The 18638-nt window shown below is 61.0% G+C and carries 17 protein-coding genes; 9 read left to right on the forward strand and 8 right to left on the reverse strand.

All coding sequences use genetic code 11. The features are described 5' to 3' along the window. Nucleotides 1–79: 79 nt before the first annotated feature. The 5 genes from RR42_RS36870 to RR42_RS36890 are packed head-to-tail and all read right to left on the reverse strand — an operon-like array spanning nt 80 to nt 8582. Complete coding sequence (locus RR42_RS36870; RefSeq protein ID WP_043357325.1) at nt 80–3946, reverse strand: SNF2-related protein; 3867 nt, start codon at nt 3944–3946, stop codon at nt 80–82. Continuing rightward, complete coding sequence (locus tag RR42_RS36875) at nt 3946–5676, reverse strand: EH signature domain-containing protein (protein WP_043357327.1); 1731 nt, start codon at nt 5674–5676, stop codon at nt 3946–3948. Before RR42_RS36875 ends, RR42_RS36870 begins: the two co-directional genes overlap by 1 nt. After that, a complete protein-coding gene (locus RR42_RS36880) occupies nt 5670–6374 on the reverse strand; it encodes an OmpA/MotB family protein (protein WP_043357329.1) in 705 nt (234 codons plus the stop codon). The genes RR42_RS36875 and RR42_RS36880 overlap by 7 nt, the downstream gene beginning before the upstream one ends. A 1-nt stretch (nt 6375) precedes the next feature. Then, complete coding sequence (gene zorA, locus RR42_RS36885; protein ID WP_043357331.1) at nt 6376–8379, reverse strand: anti-phage ZorAB system protein ZorA; 2004 nt, start codon at nt 8377–8379, stop codon at nt 6376–6378. Beyond that, entirely contained in the window at nt 8376–8582 is a 207-nt protein-coding gene (locus tag RR42_RS36890; protein ID WP_043357334.1) for a hypothetical protein, read from the reverse strand. The genes zorA and RR42_RS36890 overlap by 4 nt, the downstream gene beginning before the upstream one ends. Before the next feature lie 376 nt (nt 8583–8958). Here RR42_RS36890 and RR42_RS41900 point away from each other — a divergent pair, with 376 nt between their 5' ends. The 5 genes from RR42_RS41900 (at nt 8959) to RR42_RS36910 (ending at nt 12121) form a co-directional block, all read left to right on the forward strand. Next, nucleotides 8959–9231, forward strand: coding sequence for a competence protein CoiA family protein (locus RR42_RS41900; protein ID WP_144410121.1), 273 nt, complete (start codon nt 8959–8961; stop codon nt 9229–9231). Nucleotides 9232–9261: 30 nt separating this feature from the next. Next, the gene (locus RR42_RS36895) at nt 9262–10080 is read left to right on the forward strand and encodes a hypothetical protein (RefSeq protein WP_043357336.1); all 819 of its coding nucleotides are present in this window, start codon (nt 9262–9264) and stop codon (nt 10078–10080) included. Between the two features lie 144 nt (nt 10081–10224). Then, nucleotides 10225–10596, forward strand: a complete 372-nt coding sequence (locus RR42_RS36900; RefSeq protein ID WP_052495212.1) for a helix-turn-helix domain-containing protein — start codon at nt 10225–10227, stop codon at nt 10594–10596. 246 nt (nt 10597–10842) lie between these two features. Next, a complete protein-coding gene (locus RR42_RS36905; RefSeq protein ID WP_043357338.1) occupies nt 10843–11532 on the forward strand; it encodes an ArsR/SmtB family transcription factor in 690 nt (229 codons plus the stop codon). A 79-nt stretch (nt 11533–11611) separates the two neighbouring features. Continuing rightward, the gene (locus RR42_RS36910) at nt 11612–12121 is read left to right on the forward strand and encodes a DUF6630 family protein (RefSeq protein ID WP_043357340.1); all 510 of its coding nucleotides are present in this window, start codon (nt 11612–11614) and stop codon (nt 12119–12121) included. 47 nt (nt 12122–12168) lie between these two features. Here RR42_RS36910 and RR42_RS36915 read toward each other — a convergent pair whose 3' ends face one another. Continuing rightward, entirely contained in the window at nt 12169–13098 is a 930-nt protein-coding gene (locus tag RR42_RS36915; protein ID WP_043357342.1) for a LysR family transcriptional regulator, read from the reverse strand. A 225-nt stretch (nt 13099–13323) separates the two neighbouring features. On the opposite strand from RR42_RS36915, the gene RR42_RS36920 reads away from it, so the two are divergent. The 4 genes from RR42_RS36920 to RR42_RS41570 all read left to right on the forward strand — a co-directional run bounded on the left by RR42_RS36920 (nt 13324) and on the right by RR42_RS41570 (nt 16412). After that, nucleotides 13324–14037 (forward strand): TetR/AcrR family transcriptional regulator, encoded by a 714-nt coding sequence (locus tag RR42_RS36920; RefSeq protein ID WP_043357344.1) that lies wholly within the window; start codon nt 13324–13326, stop codon nt 14035–14037. Beyond that, a complete protein-coding gene (locus RR42_RS36925) occupies nt 14034–15428 on the forward strand; it encodes a carotenoid oxygenase family protein (protein WP_043357346.1) in 1395 nt (464 codons plus the stop codon). The genes RR42_RS36920 and RR42_RS36925 overlap by 4 nt, the downstream gene beginning before the upstream one ends. Nucleotides 15429–15510: 82 nt before the next feature. Next, on the forward strand, nt 15511–16098 hold the full coding sequence (locus tag RR42_RS36930) for a hypothetical protein (protein ID WP_043357347.1): 588 nt from the start codon (nt 15511–15513) through the stop codon (nt 16096–16098). A 92-nt stretch (nt 16099–16190) separates the two neighbouring features. Further along, entirely contained in the window at nt 16191–16412 is a 222-nt protein-coding gene (locus RR42_RS41570; protein WP_043357348.1) for a low temperature requirement protein A, read from the forward strand. Here the strand turns inward: RR42_RS41570 and RR42_RS36940 are convergent. After that, complete coding sequence (locus RR42_RS36940; RefSeq protein WP_043357350.1) at nt 16396–17484, reverse strand: Zn-dependent alcohol dehydrogenase; 1089 nt, start codon at nt 17482–17484, stop codon at nt 16396–16398. The two genes, RR42_RS41570 and RR42_RS36940, sit on opposite strands and share 17 nt — an antisense overlap. A gap of 157 nt (nt 17485–17641) precedes the next feature. Next, nucleotides 17642–18499, reverse strand: a complete 858-nt coding sequence (locus RR42_RS36945) for a mechanosensitive ion channel family protein (protein ID WP_043357352.1) — start codon at nt 18497–18499, stop codon at nt 17642–17644. Nucleotides 18500–18638 lie beyond the last annotated feature (139 nt).

The following is an 18638-nucleotide window of genomic DNA, read 5'->3' on the forward strand; positions in this document are numbered from 1 at the left end:
AACGTGATGATACCTCTGCCAAAAAGCAGAGGCTTGAATAAGTCGTTGACGACCGTAGCGCCGCTGGGACCGTGTGCGACTAGATCACGTCCGCGGAGAACTGAGTGAGGTCCTGCAAGACTTCATCAAACTCATGATTAGAAACCGGGTGAGCACCTATAAGCTCTTCGAGACGTGACCTAGTCACAAGCTCTACCTGGTTCGCCTCAGCCTGTGTCACTGCGCCACGCGTAAAGGATTGGTTTGTCACAGCAAGCCTACGGAATTTAGTGCCCCTGAAGCGCGCTTGATAGCGGGCAGCGCCTGCAGTTACCTCCTTGACGGCGTCCCAGCCAACCTCGGCCGACTTCGAACTCTTACACTGAAGTAGCTCTCCTTCCCGGCCCTTCAAAGCAATCACATCGATTCCTCCATCCCCCCCCCTCTTGGGCGTCACGGTCGCCTGGAACCCTTGCTTGTTCCACAAGAGGCAGCAGAAAACCTCAAATGCCTCACCATCCATGCGGTCGATATCATCAATCGTAAGGTATCGCTTCGGGATGGCCTCACCAGTGCCGCCCTCGTCAACGAGGTCCCTGAAGCTTGCATCCTTACCGGCACCATTCAGCATAGCCGTCAACCCTCCATCATCGAGGGTTGTTCCCGCCAGACCTGCCTTGCGCTTGAGAAGCTGGTCCAATCTGACCTCAAAGGTGTTGAAGTCGTCAGCAACTACGGTCGGGCAATACACGAAAACATCCCGCTCCTGCCCAATGCGAAACGCACGGTCGGTTGCTTGAGCCTCCTTGGAAGGGTTCCAGGCACGGGTGAAGTGGAAGACGTGATTTGCCGCGGTGACGTTCAATCCAGCGCCGGCGGCAAGGGTAGACAGGATGATGACGTCGAATCCCGGCTTTGACGAAAACTTATCTATGTATCCCTGACGGCCCTGAGAATCGCCGTTGATGATGTACGGGCGGATACCGAAGGTCTCTTTGAGGAAGTAGTACAGCGCTGCCTGAGCCTCGCGAAGTTCCGTGAACACAATGGCCTTTTCACCTGCCGCTTTGACCTCATCGAGTTGCTCAAGAAGCCAATCCAATTTTGGCGAGTTGGCAAGATGCGCTTCTCGTCCAGACCTGTCGACGAGGAACTTCGTGCCCGGCAGACAGTAAGGCTCGGCGCAAACTGCCTTCATGAGATGTAACGCACCAAACGACAACTGCGCGCGCTTTCGCCCATTTGACTCCTTGGCGGCGTCCTGAAGTTTTTTCAAGCCCCCCTTGTAGAGGATGCGCTGGTGCTCTGTGAGAGGGATTTCCAGACGCTCCTCAGTGCCAAGTGCTGGCTTGAACTCCAGCTTGGTCTGCGCGACGGTCTTCAGCGCAAAGTACTTCATCGGCAGGTCGGCCGCAATGTCTGCCTTCGTGCGACGCAATGTCTGGGGTGCGATGGCAGTCTGGAGACGCTGGAGTGCTTCCTTCTGTTCCTCGGTCTCACATTCAATCGGGCGCCGATAGGTCTTGCCAAATTCCTCCAGGGCACCCAGCAAGCCCGGCTGGACCAGGTCAAATAGACACCAAAGGTCGGCCAGAGAATTCTCGACCGGTGTACCCGTACACGCAATGCGGAAATCTGCCTTCAGCTTTTTCGCAGCGAGCGTGACCAGCGTCCCTGGAGTCTTGATGCGCTGAGCCTCATCGCAAATGAGAAATGCAAAAGGTTGCTTGGCCAGCGAGAACTCATATGAGGTCAGTACCTCATATGTGGTGATGATAACCTTTGCCGGTCCGACCCAGCTCGGCTTCAGCAGGTCTTCAATGCCCTTGTCTCGCAGCTGGTTGTCGATAAGGCTAGGCGGTTGCTTGCGTTCCTTCAGTTCATCGCCGTAGAGAACCAAGACTTCAGGGAAGGAGTCATTGAAAAATTTCTTGGATTCGTTGGCCCAGTTCTCGAGAAGGCTCTTGGGTGCGAAGATGACCGAGGGAGCGGCATTGGGGTTGCCCTCATAGTACCAAGCGAGTAGCGACAGCAGTTGCAGTGTCTTCCCCAACCCCATGTCGTCCGCCAACAAGGCACCGCGGCACCCGGCGGGAGCCTTCGAAACCAAGTGCTGAAACCAAGCCACACCGTAGTGCTGGTGGTGCTTGAGCTCAATGCCAGGTCGCAGACACTTGGGCAACTGAGCTTGCCGGTCGTCCGGCAGCGCCAGCGATGTCCTGCGCTCCTCGAAATAGTCAACGTCATGGAAATTGGTCTTGACCAAAAGCGTTTGACGGGTCTTCTTCTCCTTCTTCGCCTGAGAGGAATGTTCTTCTTCAACGCTCTCTTGAGCTTCGACCATACTTTTGAAGCTATCAGCGAGCGTCCGCGCTTGAGCGGTGGCAATCGGAGTCGGCAGACTGGAATTTTTGACGTCTGGAAGCCCCTTTTCCTCTGCCTCCTGCACCTGCTTGTCGAAGTCCCGCACCCACTCCTTCGTGAGAGGCACCAGCACCTGGCCTTCGTGCCCTTGCAGGGTCACCTTGACCATCGGTGTCAGGTCCAATGGCAGCCAACCGCTATCCCCCTCTTCCTTCTTCTCCTTCTGGAAAACGGGAACATAGATGGGCTTGGCTGCGCCAATCCCCTCGACACGTCCACTATAGCCGTCTAGCTCATAGACGTCGTCGAAGCTGATTCGCTCGGCTGGCTGTGTACGCCAGAGGTGGGCCAGCTGAAGTCCCTGCTCAAGCTGCACGGTCGACTCTGCATCGAGGGTCAGGTCATACTCGTCCCAGGGAAACCGTTCCCGGTCCCGCTCCAGCGCTTCCTTGAGCGCCAGGAGGAACGCATCCAGTTCGTCAACAGTCTTACACGCTTTGCAATCAGTTCTAGCCGAACCGTCCCCAAAGTGCTCCGTGACCACGAGTTCGACCGCATTTAGCCGTCCGTGCTCGGTCCTAGCGACAATGTTGAATACTGCCGCCACCGCGCCGGCCTCCGCACGGTCTGCCTCGAACTCATCCGTCTTTAGTACTTCGTGTGCTGCGTCACCAAGGAATGCGAACGGATTGTGGACAAACTTCTCAGCTTTCGCCCCGGCTACATGGCGGTTAGGCATCTCACGTTTGATAACGTTGAGCACCTTCCGAACTGGCTCGGAGATAACGACTCGTATGCGCCCCGAGCCCCGCGTGAGGTCGTAATGTGGCTGAACCGAGTTGAACCCGTCGAAGGCAGTCAACCAACCGTCGGGAGCTCCCTCAAAGATTGGAGATACGGTCAGTACCCGCCCGAATGGTGTGTCGTGCTTTGAAAGAGGGAGCCGCAGCGTGTCGGGTGTCAGAACAAGGGTCGTCTCGAGGTAGGGGCTCGCATAGAGCGCTCCGGCCCGGTCAGCAATTCGGCGAATTCGCCCCCAGGCTAGCTCTTGGGCGTGTTGCGTCCTATCGCTATCGTCGCGGCGGCGGAATGCGGACACTTCTGCTGCCGTAGCCCATGCAGCGGCCGACAGCATCTGCGATTCGCCACTAACTGTCGCCACCGCACCATCCAAGCGTTCCAGGTGAACTTTCTTGGCACCATCGGTCCAACCTGTCACCGTAAGGTCGAAGTCCCGACCGGACAGCGTTCCGGAGCTGTCAAGCACTGGCCGCAATGGTCCCTGGGGAGGAAGGCCTAGTAGCTTAAGTGCGCCGACGTGTTCTGCAGAACCCTGCAGGTCATAGAGGTCACCCCATGGAATGAGTGCGGCCTTCCGGTCTAACCGACAGCGGTCTTCTGCTGCAAGCTGCGCCAGATATGCCCCCAAGACAACGTCATCAGGACCGGCATCATGTATGGCCTCAAGTAAGCCGTCGGCCGTGGACTCAGTCAATTCACGTGCGAACTCAATACGTACCCCTTCCTGAGTCCACGAGGTCACCAGAGTCGACTTATCGGCCTTGGGCGCGGCCGCCCGCTTAAAAAAATCGAACAGCCCCATCAGTTCTCCGGGAAGTACCAAGCCTGCCTGTTGTTTGCCCACTTGAAGCCCAGCGCCTTTAGCTCCGTGCCGAGCGTCGTCCTCTGCAGTGGGTCCTCAACCCAAAGCCTGCCGCCGCTGGCGTTGCTCCGCCTGTCATCTATCGATGCGCCACGGAATCGAGTTACGAGTGCCCGCAGCGCTGCCATGTCTGGGCCTGCGAACTTGGCGGTCGCCCGTCCCGATGCCGTTCCGGAACTCGCAGTACGATTTCCTGCCGTTGAAGTGGTGGCAGCCCCGGCGGTCGCGACTCTTTGCGCCTCAGGGCGGTCAGGCCGAATCCCCAACTGACGAAGTTCGACTTCTGCTCTATCACCCCACCCTTCTCGATGGACGATTCGAAGAGCGCAACCGACGTCTTGGCGGTAGCCGGCGGCCAGGTCAGCTGTACCTCCCTCGTAGTGTCGGTCATAGGGCTCGAACGGTAGCTGGTCAGCCTGATAGACGTAACATGCATTCGGCTTCTTGCTGAACTCGATAATGAGATAGGAGCCAATCTGCATCATGAAGGCATCCACCTCAGGTTTGCTCGTTAGCTGCGCATATGCGCCCTCCTCTCGAGCAATCAGCTCCCGAATCCCGGGGTTGCTACGCTTGAGCGCCATTGTGTCGACACCAAACACCAACCTCGTCCAAGCGATTTGCTTGAGATACTTTGACCAGAAGGCAAGTCGACCTTCATCCGCGTTGTTTCTGGCAGCCAATATGTCGAAGAAGTCCTTAAGATTTCGCTCATTTACCCAACTGAGCACCATCTGCCATACCGGGTCAGGGACTCTGTTCCAGGCTGTGGCTATCCCTGCGGCTTTCAGCTTCGGATTCTTCCACACCGTGGGCTGACACACGTAGTCCCGCAGCCGTTCGTCATGCGGGGCACCCTTGCAGGCGTGGTACCGAATGAGAAGGACTTCCAACGCCTCATCGCGGAAGCCTGGCTTTCCTTGGATTAGCTTGACTAGTTGAGGAATGAGTCTTCTGAACTCCGCATCGCTCTCCGCCGTCGCGCGACGCACCACTCCAAGAACCAGGGCGTGCCAGAACCAGCTCGACGGCGGGATACCCAAATCCTCGGCGAGCCGGTCGGTTGGCCCGGTTTCGCCTCGAAGATATGAGTGCGAATACTTGTCGACGGGGTTCTCTGAAAGTACCTCTGATTCCTTGCGAAGGACGTTGACCCAATCTGGAACCTGGTTTTTTCCAGCCTGTTTGTCAATCAGCGGCCAAGTCCTCTCTAGGAATGACCGAAGCGCCTCCCAGCCGGAGCGCGTCGCATCATCGTTCGCAAGATTCGGGTCGAAATTGAAGTACGAGTACAGCAGTCCGTGCCAAGTAAGTCGCCAAAGGTCTCCTCGCTTAGCCTCGGATTCGTACAAGCCCAGAAGCGCCGGAAACCGCCTGGCCCCAAGCACCATCGCGCCATCCTGCTCGCGGATAGGCTCGCCAATGGCAGAGGCCACCAGGTCTCGTTGCCATGAGTCCAGCTCCTTGCCCCTGAGAAAGCTCAGCGCAGCAGCGTACGCATCTTCTTTCCTGGGCTTGGCCGCTGCAAAACCTTGGAAGATGCGTTCTGCTTCTCGGGTTGGCTTCTCAACGAGCTCAGGTTTGCCAAACTCACCGGAATGCAACCCCATCGACTCCATGGCGGCGACGAGGTCCCGATTGAGTTGTTGCAGCGCGGCGGCGGCTAGCACTTTCCGAACTCCTTGCCTTTGAGCACGTCGCTGGCCTCTGGCTGCTTTTCGTCCAGCCCCCAAAAATCCACCTTGAATTCAACTCGCCGGCTCTCTGCCTTGTCTTTCTTAATAGAGTTGAAGGAATAGCCGCCAACCAGAAAAAGCTCCTGCACCTTTCTGAGCTGCTCCGAGGTCAGCCCGTCACCAGATGAAGTACTCTGAAACAGAGCGCAGACCACGCTACGACTTCGGTCTAGGCTCAATTGCAGGTTATAGAGGTATGTCCCATCCTCATCCGTAAAACCCTCAACCACGACGCTTCGCATCCAGCGCTGGCCCTCGGGTGTGTCTTTCGCCTTCAGTAGGACAGGAATGTAGCTACGCAAGAACTGGCCGGCGGGAACACTGATGGTGTAACTGCCACTATCAAAGCGAACCTCCTTGCCTAGGTCGATACGGTAGTTCTGCTGGTCAACGCCCACGCCACGGCTCTTCGGGTCGTTGGCAATCATTGCCATGACTTTGTTGATAGCCGCAGCTCGCTCGATGGTCGCACGTGTCGCTGCATCAATACTTTGTGTTACTGCAACCAGCGTCACAGCCATCACCACGAGGAAAAGCACCATTAGCGCCGACATGAGGTCCGAGAAGGAAATCCAGAATGGACTCTCCCCTTCATGTTTGCCTCCTCGCTTGAGGAAGATGCGAGCGAACATGTCAGACCCTCTTCATGCGCTGTACGGCATTCGCAAGTTCCTGCACGACCCCGTTAAGATGCCCAGTGCCCTGCGCGAGATGGCGGTCGGTCTCTGCAATCGTTGACTTCACTTGGCTGACCAGGGAATTACCAAAATCGGAGAATGCCTTGACCAACGCGGCGTTGACTTGGTCCAAGTGCAGGCGAGCCTCTTGCTCCGATTTCCGCATCGCTTCGGCACTCGCCTTGATGCTGGAAATAAGCTCCTGGGACACGCCGGCCTCCCTTTTGACCGTCTCGATGAGACCCATAAGGGCAGCTACTTGAGTGTCAACGGTCTTCCTTGTCGAATCGTACTGCTCGAACCCACGCTGCACCGCGGTCGATGCCGCCTGCAACGAAGCAGCAGCGGAAGACAGCGTGTCTGCGACTTTTGTCGAACGTTCGAATACGGCTGACACCGCGCCACCAGCGGTCTCGAAGCGCTGAGCCGCGGAGCCCATGGTCAACGCCCCTTGATTCATGCCATCGATTGCCCGTAGCGATACGACTCCAAGTGCATCGACGTTTTGTTGAGTCTTCGCGACCTGCTCCGAAACCACGCTCATCAGAGTCTCCACCTGTGTCGTCAAGCCACCAACCAACTGATTGGTCTGGTTAGCCAGCCGGTCATTTCTTCCAGCTTCCTCCGCGGCTGCCGCCTTGCGCGTACCTTCTAGTCTATCCATGGCGACAGCCACTTCGCCGAGAACCTTCATCACAGCCTCGTCCATCGCCTGCTTGGACTTGTTCTGCTCTTCGGTCACCAGTCGTCGGAAGTCCTGAACAAACTCCCGCATTTGGTCCGTGAGGAGTTGCTGGTTGTCTGCAGCCTTCCTCATGGCGTCCTCAAGCGTGCCGCTCATCTGATTCGCGGCCTGCTCGTTAGTCTGCTTGATGTCGGCAAGGAGTCCCTGGAGCGACGACTGAACAGCCGACATCGAATCCATCGACCGCTGCATCTGTTCGTTGATGCCGCGCATTTGCCCCCCGAAGGTATCTTCCAGTTTGGCCATGAACCCGGTGAGCAGGGTCTCAAGCATCGAATTGACCTGCTCGCCATTGCCGCGGGCCGTGACCTCCATAGCCTCCCCGACACGCCTCATTGGCTCTGCAATGGCGGAGGAAATGGACTCTCCAATGTGCTTGCCGAGCGCCAAGGTCGACGCCTCCTGGGCTGCAATCTGGCGGTCAACCAGGTTGGTCATCATCTTGTGGAGGTCCTCCACAAGTGCGTCCTTCAATTGAGCGGTGCTGGTAGCGTTTTGCTCCGACGACTTGACCAATCGGGCCAGGTACTCCTCGCCCGCGCCCGTCGAGTAGAGGCTGTCGATGGCATGAGTAAGGTGCTCAACCAGCCGATAAAAATAGGCCAACACGAGACGACTGATGAAGACCACCAGCATCGCGCAAGCAATAGCTGTCCCCGAAGCGACGAAGGCATGCTGAACACCAAGCAGCAGTGGGCCCAGACCGTTTACAGCGTCCTCAATGGGGGTAGGCTTGAACTGTTGAAGGCCATCCAAAAGTCCCGCGAAGGTGCCAATGATGCCCAACCCGGTCAGCACACCCGGAAGATGCCGCGTGAAGTCGTCGAATAGGCGCCCATCAACCAGCACCTCGCGAGTAAACATCGCCTCGGCGGGCACGGTCGCACGGACTTCAGTGAGGGCGGCGCCGCCTGAGCCTGCCACACGCAGCTCATGCAGTGTGTCGGCATATTCAGTCCAGAGGTGCTTGAGTGGCTCCCACCGAAACGCACGACCAACTTCGGCGGGGTCGGGAGCGCCTTGGTCCCTGCGGAGCGCGCGAATTGCCCGCAACGTCGACCAAATCTGCCACCAGACTTGGGTTCCCTTGTACGCGTAGCCAGCCAGGAATGCTACCGTCAGGAGAGCGACAAAGAGGAACACGTATAGCGGTACACCATGGAGGCTGCCAAGCGCTGGATGAAGTGCCCCCAATGTTTTTGTTATTCCGTTCATGACCTCTTCTTCCCCGTGGAAACAACCTCTTCCCGACTGCTGACTTCAGCTTCGCCGATGCCGTGCATCCGGCAGTAATCATCTACCAAGACTTCAAACATGTTGGTCAGGCTCCTGCGCTCCTGCGCGGCGGCGGCTTCAAGTTTGCGCTTCATCGTTGGGGTAACCCGAAAGCTCAACCCGACAGTTTTCTCTGCTTCCATGAACGGAATTGGCGTTTGTATAGCAAACCACCATACATCCCGCCCCTCAAAAAGTCCAACCCCCGAACGGGGGGGAGGTTGCTTCCCTTTGGCATCTAGAGGTCTCGCGGTCGCACTGGCCTCATCCGGCGCTACTTCGTTTGCGCTTGCGGTTTGCGGTGCCGCCAAGAGGCTCCGCAATAACCGGCAAGATTGTGCCCGCTATAGCGAATATCCCGCTTTACCGGCAGAGTGTTGCCTGTAATTGCAGTCGAGTCAGGTAGGAGAAAGCCTGGGTTGGAGCTCTTTGGGATAGCGTACTGCGTCGAGCCGAAGAGGCGAACGACGAACCCGGTGTGGTTAAATGGATATTGGCTCATCCAAATACGACTGATGAATCCGCAGTGACAACGCAACTAAGAGTTCCGTTCGCCCTCGATGGCACGGGAAGGGTCGTGGAGGCACGCTCTCTCTCTCGCGCGATGACGCAGGCCCATTTCTTTGTGCCGCCTGCAAAAGCCCACTTGTCGCAAGACGCGGAGACATAAATATTTGTCATTTTGCTCACAAGACGGAGGGAAACTGCGAGACGGCCTTCGAAACAGCTGTCCCGGAGCATGAAGCCAACGTGATGAAGCCAGGCATTAGTTCGCATAGGCCGCAGATATGATGATGGCTCGCCCAGTCCAATTTTGATTCAATGGAGCAGCTTCTCGAAACAGCGCAACTTCTCGCCGACGTCGCGCGAGTTGCTGCGTTGGAGCCCAAGGAGCGGCTACAAGACGCCTGGTGCCAGGCGCTTCTACGGCAACCAGGTGCTCGTCGCTACCTCACGAAGCAGTGTTTGCTGCCATTCTATTCTGCGCAAATTAGCTATGTAGCAATGGTGGTCGGCTGCATCCTCAATATTGAGGATTCGTCTTCCGCACCGGTGCCGGTCACTGGACAGAAGGCCGGAAGGATTAGAGCAGCCGCGAAAAAACTTGATGACGAGGTCGAGGGCGTTGCAGCATTGAATGTCGCTATTGCGGAGCCGACATTCCGCTCAACCCTAGACCACCTTCGCAATTTCTCCCAGCCGAAGAACGTCCCTGTCCGGAACCGCAAGGGGAATCCTGAACGGCGACAGTTCATCTGGGCGGTTGCGGAAGCTTTTTTCAGGCACTTCCAGGACTTCCACATAGAGGCCATCACAGAAGTCGTGGCATCGCGCTGGCGTGAGACCGACGTGCGCAATGTTCGTCACGAGTTGACCGCAGAGCGCAAGGCCAAGATTGCTGAAGCAGCAAAGCGAGAAACCAGCAGCAGCGGCGAAGCTGCTATCGTTGCTGCGGCTGCCTTGACTCGCGCTCAGCGCAGGGCTGTCCCACTGATTGGACATCCGCGCAGCGACAGCCAAAGGATTCGGGATGCGCTGGCCGCGTTGAAGAGCATGGAAGACAGAGAATTGGCAGCCAGTCTGGTCCAAGGAATTGAAGCAGTTCTGGCTGACTTCGATTACGAGTTTCCGGAGAGCTGAGCCGCGGACACTAAAGGAAGAAAATCTGCGCTTTAGTGTCCGGATACAAAGAATCCTCGTTGGCGAAAGTGCCGACTTATACCCATTTCGGGAATAATTCGATGAGTGAGGCGTTACAACTTCGCCGCGTACAGCGGTTGCCTCATGAACCTCGAACTATTTTCGTCGGAAGCCGAACGCATCGGTGCCGTTCTCGAAGCTCCCAATGAGCCGGCCCTTCGGGAGCGGCGCCTCACGGAAATCGCCAAGCAGTGTCGTGGCAACCATCATGCGACACAAACCCAGAGGCTGGCCCTGGCACTGAAGGAGCTCAAGTCAGTGTCTACTTACGAATGTCGCAGGTACCTGGATATCTACTGTCCGCCTGCCCGCAAGTTCGACCTTGTGCAGCAAGGACACTACATCGAAACGCACTGGCAAACCATCCAGGTGGAAAGCGGCCAACAACATCGTGTAGGCCTCTACGTGCTCCGGCAAGGCAATCTCCAGGCCGCGTGTGCTGCGAGAGAATCGTGACACAAGGTTTAACTCATTGATTTGCAAGGACCCTGAGGCGACACGTGGATTGAACAGGATTGCGGCGGCTCCCGACGCCGTTCGGTTTGCCCCTGCTAATACATTTCGGAGGTGCTTTATTCCCTTTGGAAGTACTTTATTACCAATGTAAGGACTTTATTCCCTTGCAAGGGCTTTATTCCCCGAGGTCAGAAATCCTCCACCGAGCGTCTATACTGCATTCGTTGCTTCATTGCGGAATGAACTATGGAATACGCTCCCAGCATCAGCCAGATGGCCGGCCTGCTTGCCGACCCGGGACGCGCCGCCATGTTGTGGGCGCTGATGGACGGCAGCGCCCGCCCGGCCGGCGAGCTTGCGGCCATTGCCGGCTTGTCGGCATCGTCCACCAGCGGTCACCTGGCCCGGCTCAGTGAGGGCGGCCTGCTCGCCGTGCAGACGCGCGGGCGCAATCGGTACTACCGGCTCGCCACGCCGGAGATCGGCGTAGCCATCGAGGCGCTCGCCAGTGCGTCGCTGGCCAGCCAGCCGCCGCGCGTGCGCGCGGTGCCCGCGTCGCGTACCGCGCCGGCGGCCTTGCGCCAGGCGCGCACCTGCTATGACCACCTGGCGGGCGAGCTTGCGGTTTCCCTGTTCGAACGTATGTCGCATGCCAACTGGATCGTGGTGCACGGCACGGCAGTGGACCTCACCGACAGCGGCAGTGCGGGCATGGTGCAGCTTGGCGTGGACCTGGATCTCGCGCGCCGCAAGCGGCGGCAGTTTGCCTGCACCTGCCCCGACTGGAGCGAGCGCAAGCCGCACCTCGGCGGCGCGCTTGGCGCGGCGCTGCTCGATAACATGATGACCAACCGCTGGATCGAGCCCACCACCACATCGCGCGCGCTGCGCGTGACGCCGCGCGGGCAACGCGAGATCCTGCGCATTGCCGGCTGAGCACAGGCTCATCCGTGGACGACACCATTTCCGTTTTCAATGCGCCGAGCCGGCGCCGCACCGATGGAGGGCTGATGCAATGAGCGACGAACTGAGCAACGAGGTGCGCGAGGCGCTCTGGCGCCTGATTGAGCTGATCAACTTCGACGACGCAGCCATGGTGGAGAAGCACCAGATGCTGTTCGACGAAGCCCTCGCCAACTCGGACGACGCGGATGCGGTCGAAGGCCAGGAACTGCTCTGGATCCTGAAGGACGTGATCGACTGGGAAGCGGGCTTCTATGTGGACTGGAAAGACGCCGCATCCTTCATCAGTTGCATGGATGAGCTGTGCGCCAGGCTCGATATCGAGCTGGACTGGGGCGTGGAGGATCCGCAGGACGAGGAGTTCCTGGAGAAGGCCAGCGTGCCGGAGCTGATGGAACTGGCTCATGAGCAGTTGCGGCTGGCCGGCATCACGCTCTGGAACTGGAACACCGATGGCGATGCCTATGCAGGCTGGATCGCCCGCGGCGAGGATGATGAAGAGATGACGACCGTGGCCGAGACACTGGGGCTGGAGATCAGGACCGGCGACCAGCCGTATTGAGGCTGCGGAGCTGGCCCTGGCCCCGGCCTCACCGCGGCCTCGCGGCCTCAGCCGGTGATCCCGACGTCAACCGCGCCCTGCCGATCCGTGGTGCCCAGGGTGCGCTCCAGCACATCGAGAAATGCCCTGACGCTGGCCGGCATCAGCTTGCGCGCGGGCATCAGCACAAACACCTTCAGCGGCGACGACGAATACGCCGGCAGCACCCGCACAAGGCGCCCCTGATCCAGCTCATCCTGCGCGTAGCGTGGCGAGAGCCGGGCCACGCCAAGGCCATCGGTGGCGGCTTTCAGGCGGATCTCCGCGCTCTGCGTGCGCATGCGCGGCTCCACCGCCATGTTGGCCACCTCCACACCGTCGCGCAGGAACTCCCAGCGCCGGTCCTCGGCGTCGCCCAGCAGGGGCCAGCCGGCCAGCTCCTGTGGCGTGCGCGGCAAGCCCCGCGCGCGGATCAGCGATGGCGCGGCAAAAAAGCCGCGCTCGATGCGCACCACCCGCTTGCTGGCAAAGGAGCTGTCGTGCAGGCCGGTGGTCGTCATCACAAAGGCCAGGTCGTAGCCTTGCTCGACCAGGTCGGGCTGCTCCCAGCTCACATCGACCTGCACGCGCAGCTCGGGATGCAGCCGCAGCAACTGTGTAAGGATGGGCGAGATGTGCAGGGAGCCAACCTCATAGGGTGTGGAAATGCGCAGTGTTCCACTGACTTGCTCGCTGACCGACACTGCCTCGGCGCTGATTTCGCGCAGCTCGTTAAAAAGGGGCGCGACCCGGTCGTAGAGTTGCTGGCCCCGCTCGGTCACCCGCACGCGGCGCGTGGTGCGCTCGAACAGGCGCACGCCCAGCTGCACTTCCAGCCGCGACACCGCCGCGCTGGCGGATGACTTCGGCACGTCGGCCAGATCCGCCCCCTTGGTGAAGCTGGCACCCTCCACCACCCGGCAGAAAATCTCCCAGTCCTTCCATTCGATCGTCTTCATTCGCCATCCCCGTGCCACATGGCGCGCATCGCGAGTCGTGCGCGTCAATGTGGGGGATTGTCCCATGCGGCGAACAATGACGCGCGGGCAGCGTTGCCTTCCATTCTTTTCTTGACTATTTACATCGTAAATATACACTGTAAATCATCGTTACCAAAGCAGCATCGCAGCAGAAGGCGACATGCTTCAATCGGCACACACACGGATCGCCCCACCCCAACAGACATGGCAAAAAACCTCACCCAGGAAGAGATCGACGCGTTCAAGGCCCGCCTGTGCGCGGTAGCGGAGCGGCGCTTCGCCGAAGGCGGCGTAGCCAGCGTGAGCATGCGCCAGCTCGCCGAGGAACTGGGCTGCAGCCCGATGACGCCCTACCGCTACTTCAAGGACAAGGACGACATCCTGGCGGCGGTGCGCACCGCCGCGTTCGACCGTTTCGCCGCCACCCTTGAGGCCGCCGGCGCCAGCGTTGCCGAGCCGCGCGAACGCGCGCGCGCGGTGGGCGAGGCCTATCTCGCCTTTGCCTTTGCCCAGCCCAATGCTTACCGGCTGATGTTCGACATGACCCAGCCGGACGACGACCGCTACCCCGACCTGGAGCGCGCCGGCTCGCGTGCGCGCCGCACCATGAGCGCGCATCTGGAAACCATGGCGCAGCGCGGCCTGATCCACGGCGACCCGCAGGTGCTGAGCTATGTGATCTGGGCCTCGATCCACGGGCTGGTGATGCTGCGCCTGGCCGGCAAGCTGCCCGGCGACCCCGATTTCCGCGCTATCCACGCCGAGATGTTGCGGCTGCTGGCTGCGGGCATGCGCGCGCCCATGCCCGCGGCAAGTCTCGAAGCGGGGAATGAAGCAGGTCATGAAACCGTTAGCGAACCCGTCCCCACATCCATGCCGAAGCCAATCCGGCAGCAGAGAAAAAGGAGCTCCCGATGAGCCAGCCGTTCCCGTCCACGCCCTATCTCAGTGGCAACTTCGCCCCCATCCTGATGGAATGCGATGCGCCCGACCTGCCGGTGCTTGGCGAGCTGCCGCGCACGCTGCGCGGCACGCTCTACCGTAACGGGCCAAACCCGCAGTACGCCCCGCGCGATGCGCATTACCACTGGTTCATCGGCGACGGCATGGTGCACGCCTTCCACATGGAAGACGGCCGCGTGCGCTACCGCAACCGCTGGGTACGCACCAACAAGTTCCAGCGCGAGCAAGCTGCTGGGCATGCGCTGTTCGGCAGCTGGGGCAACCCGGCCACCACCGATCCGTCAGTGCTTGGGCAGAACGCCGGCGTGGCCAATACCAATATCCTCAGCCACGCCGGCCGCCTGCTGGCGCTGGAAGAAGCCGACCTGCCGGTGGAGCTGGACGCCCAGACCCTGGCCACGCGCGGCGATGTCGACTACGGCGGCAAGCTCACCGGCGCGATGACCGCGCACCCCAAGGTGGACCCGGTGAACGGCGAGATGGTGTTCTTCGCCTACTCGGCCGATGGCCCCTTCACCCCCGGCATGCGCTACGGCGTGGTGGATCGCAACGGGCAGCTGCAGCGCCTCGAACACTTCGAGGCGCCGTTTCCCAGCATGGTCCACGATTTCATGGTCACGCAGAAGCATGTGCTGTTTCCCATCCTGCCGCTCACCGGCAGCATGGAGCGGGCCATGCGCGGCGAGCCGGCTTACGCGTGGGAGCCGCAAAAGGGCTCGCACATCGGCATCATGCCGCGCAATGGCGGCACCGTGCAGATGCGCTGGTTCCATGGCGAGGCCTGCTACGTATTTCACGTGATGAATGCCTGGGACGCCGGCAACAAGGTCATCGCCGACGTGATGCAGTATGAATCCTCCCCCATCTTCAATCCCAACGGCGACGGCACCGGCGCTCGGCTGTGCCGCTGGACCTTCGACATGGCCGGCAAGTCGGACACGTTCACGCGCGAATACCTGGACGACATGGCGGGCGAGTTCCCGCGCTTCGACGAGCGCTTCTCCACGCTGCCGTATCACCATGGCTACTACGCGCTGCGCCAATACGAGAGCAGCGCGCGTGGCAGCTACGACAGCCTTGCCCATCTGGACCTGCGCAGCGGCAAGCGCGCCACCTACCAGTTGCCCGAGGGCGACGCCTTGTCCGAGCCGGTGTTTGTGCCGCGCGCAGCCGACAGCGCCGAAGGCGATGGCTGGCTGCTGGCTACCGTCTACCGGGGCGTGCAGGCGCGCAGCGACCTGGTCGTGCTGGATGCCAGCGCGATTGCCGATGGGCCGGTTGCCACGGTACAGCTTTCGCACCGCGTGCCGTTCGGTTTTCATGGCAACTGGTGCGGTGCGGACTGATCCGGCAACAAGACGCGCATCGACATCCACTGCCTGGCGGCCGGGCTTGTTCCGGGCCGCAAACCAACCCAAGGAGAGCAGCATGGGATTACTGATTGGCTTTGCCCCGTTCGTCGCTTTTTTTATCGCCATGCGGAGCATCTCGCCGCTGGCCGGCCTGGCCGCGGCCTTCGTGGTCTCGCTGTTGCTGTGCCTGCGCATGTGGCGGCGCGGCGAATCGCTCAAGGTGCTGGAGCTTGGCAGCCTGGCCCTGTTCGCGCTGCTGCTGCTCTATACCGTCAGCGCCGCGCCGCAATGGACGGTGGCCACGGTGCGGCTCGCGGTGGATGCAGGCTTGCTGGCGATCGTGCTGGTCTCGCTGGCGATCGGACGCCCGTTCACGCTGCAATATGCCCGCGAGCAGGTGCCCAGGGAATACTGGGCGTCGCCGCGCTTCCTGGCGGTGAACCGGCATATCACGCTGGCGTGGGCCGCCGCGCTGGCGGTGATGGTAGCCGCCGACGCCGCGGCGGAATACGTCAGCGCCATCCCGTTGTGGGTCGATGTGGCGGCGACGGTGGCTTCGTTCGCCGGCGCCGTCATCTTCACGGTGCGCTACCCGGCAGCTGTGCGGCGGGCGGCCGAGGCCGCGGCATCGGCATCGGCCGCGCCAGGACGGCCGCTGGCATAGCCGGATAGCAACCCGGCCCCACAGGCTTCTGCTGCGTTTCTCCCCGAACTGTGGCAAATTTCCCGCACGGAGAACGGGAGGAGCCTTTTGCCATGAACCCAAGCACCAGTGCCGGCCTGTTGCGAGCGCGCGATGGCCGCAAAGCCCGCGTGACCGAGGGCGAGCTGTTCTTCGACCTGATCTACGCCTTTGCCATCACGCAGCTGTCGCACCTGTTGCTTCACCACCCCGGCCCGGAGGGCGCGCTGGCGCGGCGGGGAAAACGGCTGTCGAGGCGGCATAGACCGCCGCCGGCCTTCAGTGCTCGAACATGATCACGGAGCGCGCCAGTTCGCCGCGCCGCAGTTCGTCAAAGGCCTCGTTGATGTTCTCCAGCGGCATGCGGCGCGAGATCAGCTCGTCCAGCTTGAGCTTGCCCGACAGGTAGAAATCGACCAGCCTCGGCATGTCCACCGGGAAGCGGTTGGAGCCCATCATCGAGCCCTGGATGCGCTTCTCAGCCAGGAAGTCCGTGCCCTTGATCTCGATCTTCACGCCCGGCGCGATCATGCCGATCACCGTGGCGGTGCCGCCGCGGCGCAGCATGGAGAAGGCTTGCTCAGCGGTCTGCTTCAGGCCTATGGCTTCGAACGCATGGTGCACGCCGCCACGGGTCAGCTCGCGCACGGCTTCCACCGCATCCACGTCAGCCGCGTTGATGACATCGGTCGCGCCGAATTGCCTGGCAAGCTCCAGCTTGCCAGGCACCCGGTCGATCGCGATGATGCGGCCCGCGCCGGCAATGGCCGCGCTGTTGATGGTGGCCAGCCCGATGCCCCCGCAGCCGATCACCGCCACGGTCTCGCCCGGGCTCACGCGCGCGGTGTGGATGACCGCGCCCATGCCGGTGGTCACCGCGCAGCCGATCAGCGCGGCGCGGTCCAGCGGCATGTCGCGGCGAATGGCCACCAGCGCGTGCTCGTGGATCAGCATCTGCTCGGCAAATGCCGACAGGTTCAGGAACTGGTTCATCGGCGCGCCCTTGGCCGCCAGCAGGCGCGGCTCTTCGCCCTCGCGGCGCTTGGTGTCGGGCTCCACGCACAGCGACAGGTGGCCGGTCAGGCAATGCTCGCAATGGCCGCAGTAGGCCGACAGGCAAGTGATCACGTGATCGCCGGGCTTGACCGTGCGCACTTCGGAACCCACCTGCTCGACCACGCCGGCCGCCTCGTGCCCAAGCACCACCGGCATCGGGAAGGGATAGGCGCCGTCCAGGAAATGCAGGTCCGAGTGGCAAACGCCCACCGCCGCCGTGCGCAGCAGCACCTCGTGCGGGCCCGGCTTGCCAATGGCGACGTCTTCGATCACAAGCGGGGTCTTGGGTTGATGCAGGACAGCGGCTTTCATGGATCTCCTCGTTGTTCGATCTTGTTCGGCACAATTCGCGACGGTTTCCGTCCCCGGCAACGGCGGCGGCACGGCTACCATACAACCGAAACGCCATTCAGTGAAGCCATAAAACAGCGCCCGCCCCCGGCCTGCTGCGCAGCCAGGCGCCCGAGGATCAGGAATGCGACGCCGCCTTGTCTTGTTGCGCGGGCGCCGGTTGCGCGTTGCGCCGCTGGTGGTACTTGCGCAGGATCTGCTGCGCGATCGACAGCCGCGAGCCCACCGGCACCGGAAACCGCACCAACGCATCGAGCCGGTCCGCCGCCATGGCTTCGAACATCACGCGCGGCTCGAACTGCGAGAGATCGAGAAAACGCGAGCCGCCGTATTCCTGCAGGCTGTGCCGGGCCTCGGCCAGGAAGCCGGCGCACACCTCTTCCGTGATCGCGATCAGGTCGGCCTCGACGCGGTCCGGATCGCTCTTCTCCGGCAACGGGATGCGCAGCGTGTCCAGGGTGTACTTGCCCGCCTGGGAGTGGTTGCGCACGGCTACCGTCAGCAACATGCTGTTGGGAATCTGCACCGTGGAACCAGTGAACTGGCGCGCGCCGGCAATCTCCACCAGCGTGGTGGTGAGCGCGTCCATGTCCACCACCTCGCCGGAATGCGGGCCGATCTCGACGACATCGCCAAGCTGGAAGGGGCGCGCCATCATGCGCAGGAAAGCGCCCAGGAAACACATCACCAGTTCCTTGCCGCCGATCACCAGGGCCACCGCGAAGGCGGTCAGCGAGATCGCCACGCTCTTGAGCTCGGACACCCAGATGCCCAGCAGCAGCAGGAACACCACCGCGGCAACCGCGTTGCGCGAGGCCACGGTCCAGGCGCGATAGCTGCCGCGATTGTCCTTGTCCCCCTGCTGGCGAGCCTGGAAAAATCGGTTGATGAACTTCACGGCCAGCATGCCGGCCAGCACGATGCCGACGCTAAGCGCGATGTGTAGAAGATAGCTGTCGTTGAAGGGCAGGTTCATGAGGATTGGTCCGGATACCGCGAGGATGCAAACCCCAGATTCTAGCCATGCCGCGCCGCAACCAGCGCAAAACCTGCCGCGGCCCCGCCCCGCGCCTTTCCCCGGGCGGCGTTTTCTCTTATGATGCCGCCCGATGTAT

This window comes from Cupriavidus basilensis (assembly GCF_000832305.1).
In the GTDB taxonomy this organism is placed as follows: Bacteria; Pseudomonadota; Gammaproteobacteria; order Burkholderiales; family Burkholderiaceae; genus Cupriavidus; species Cupriavidus basilensis_F.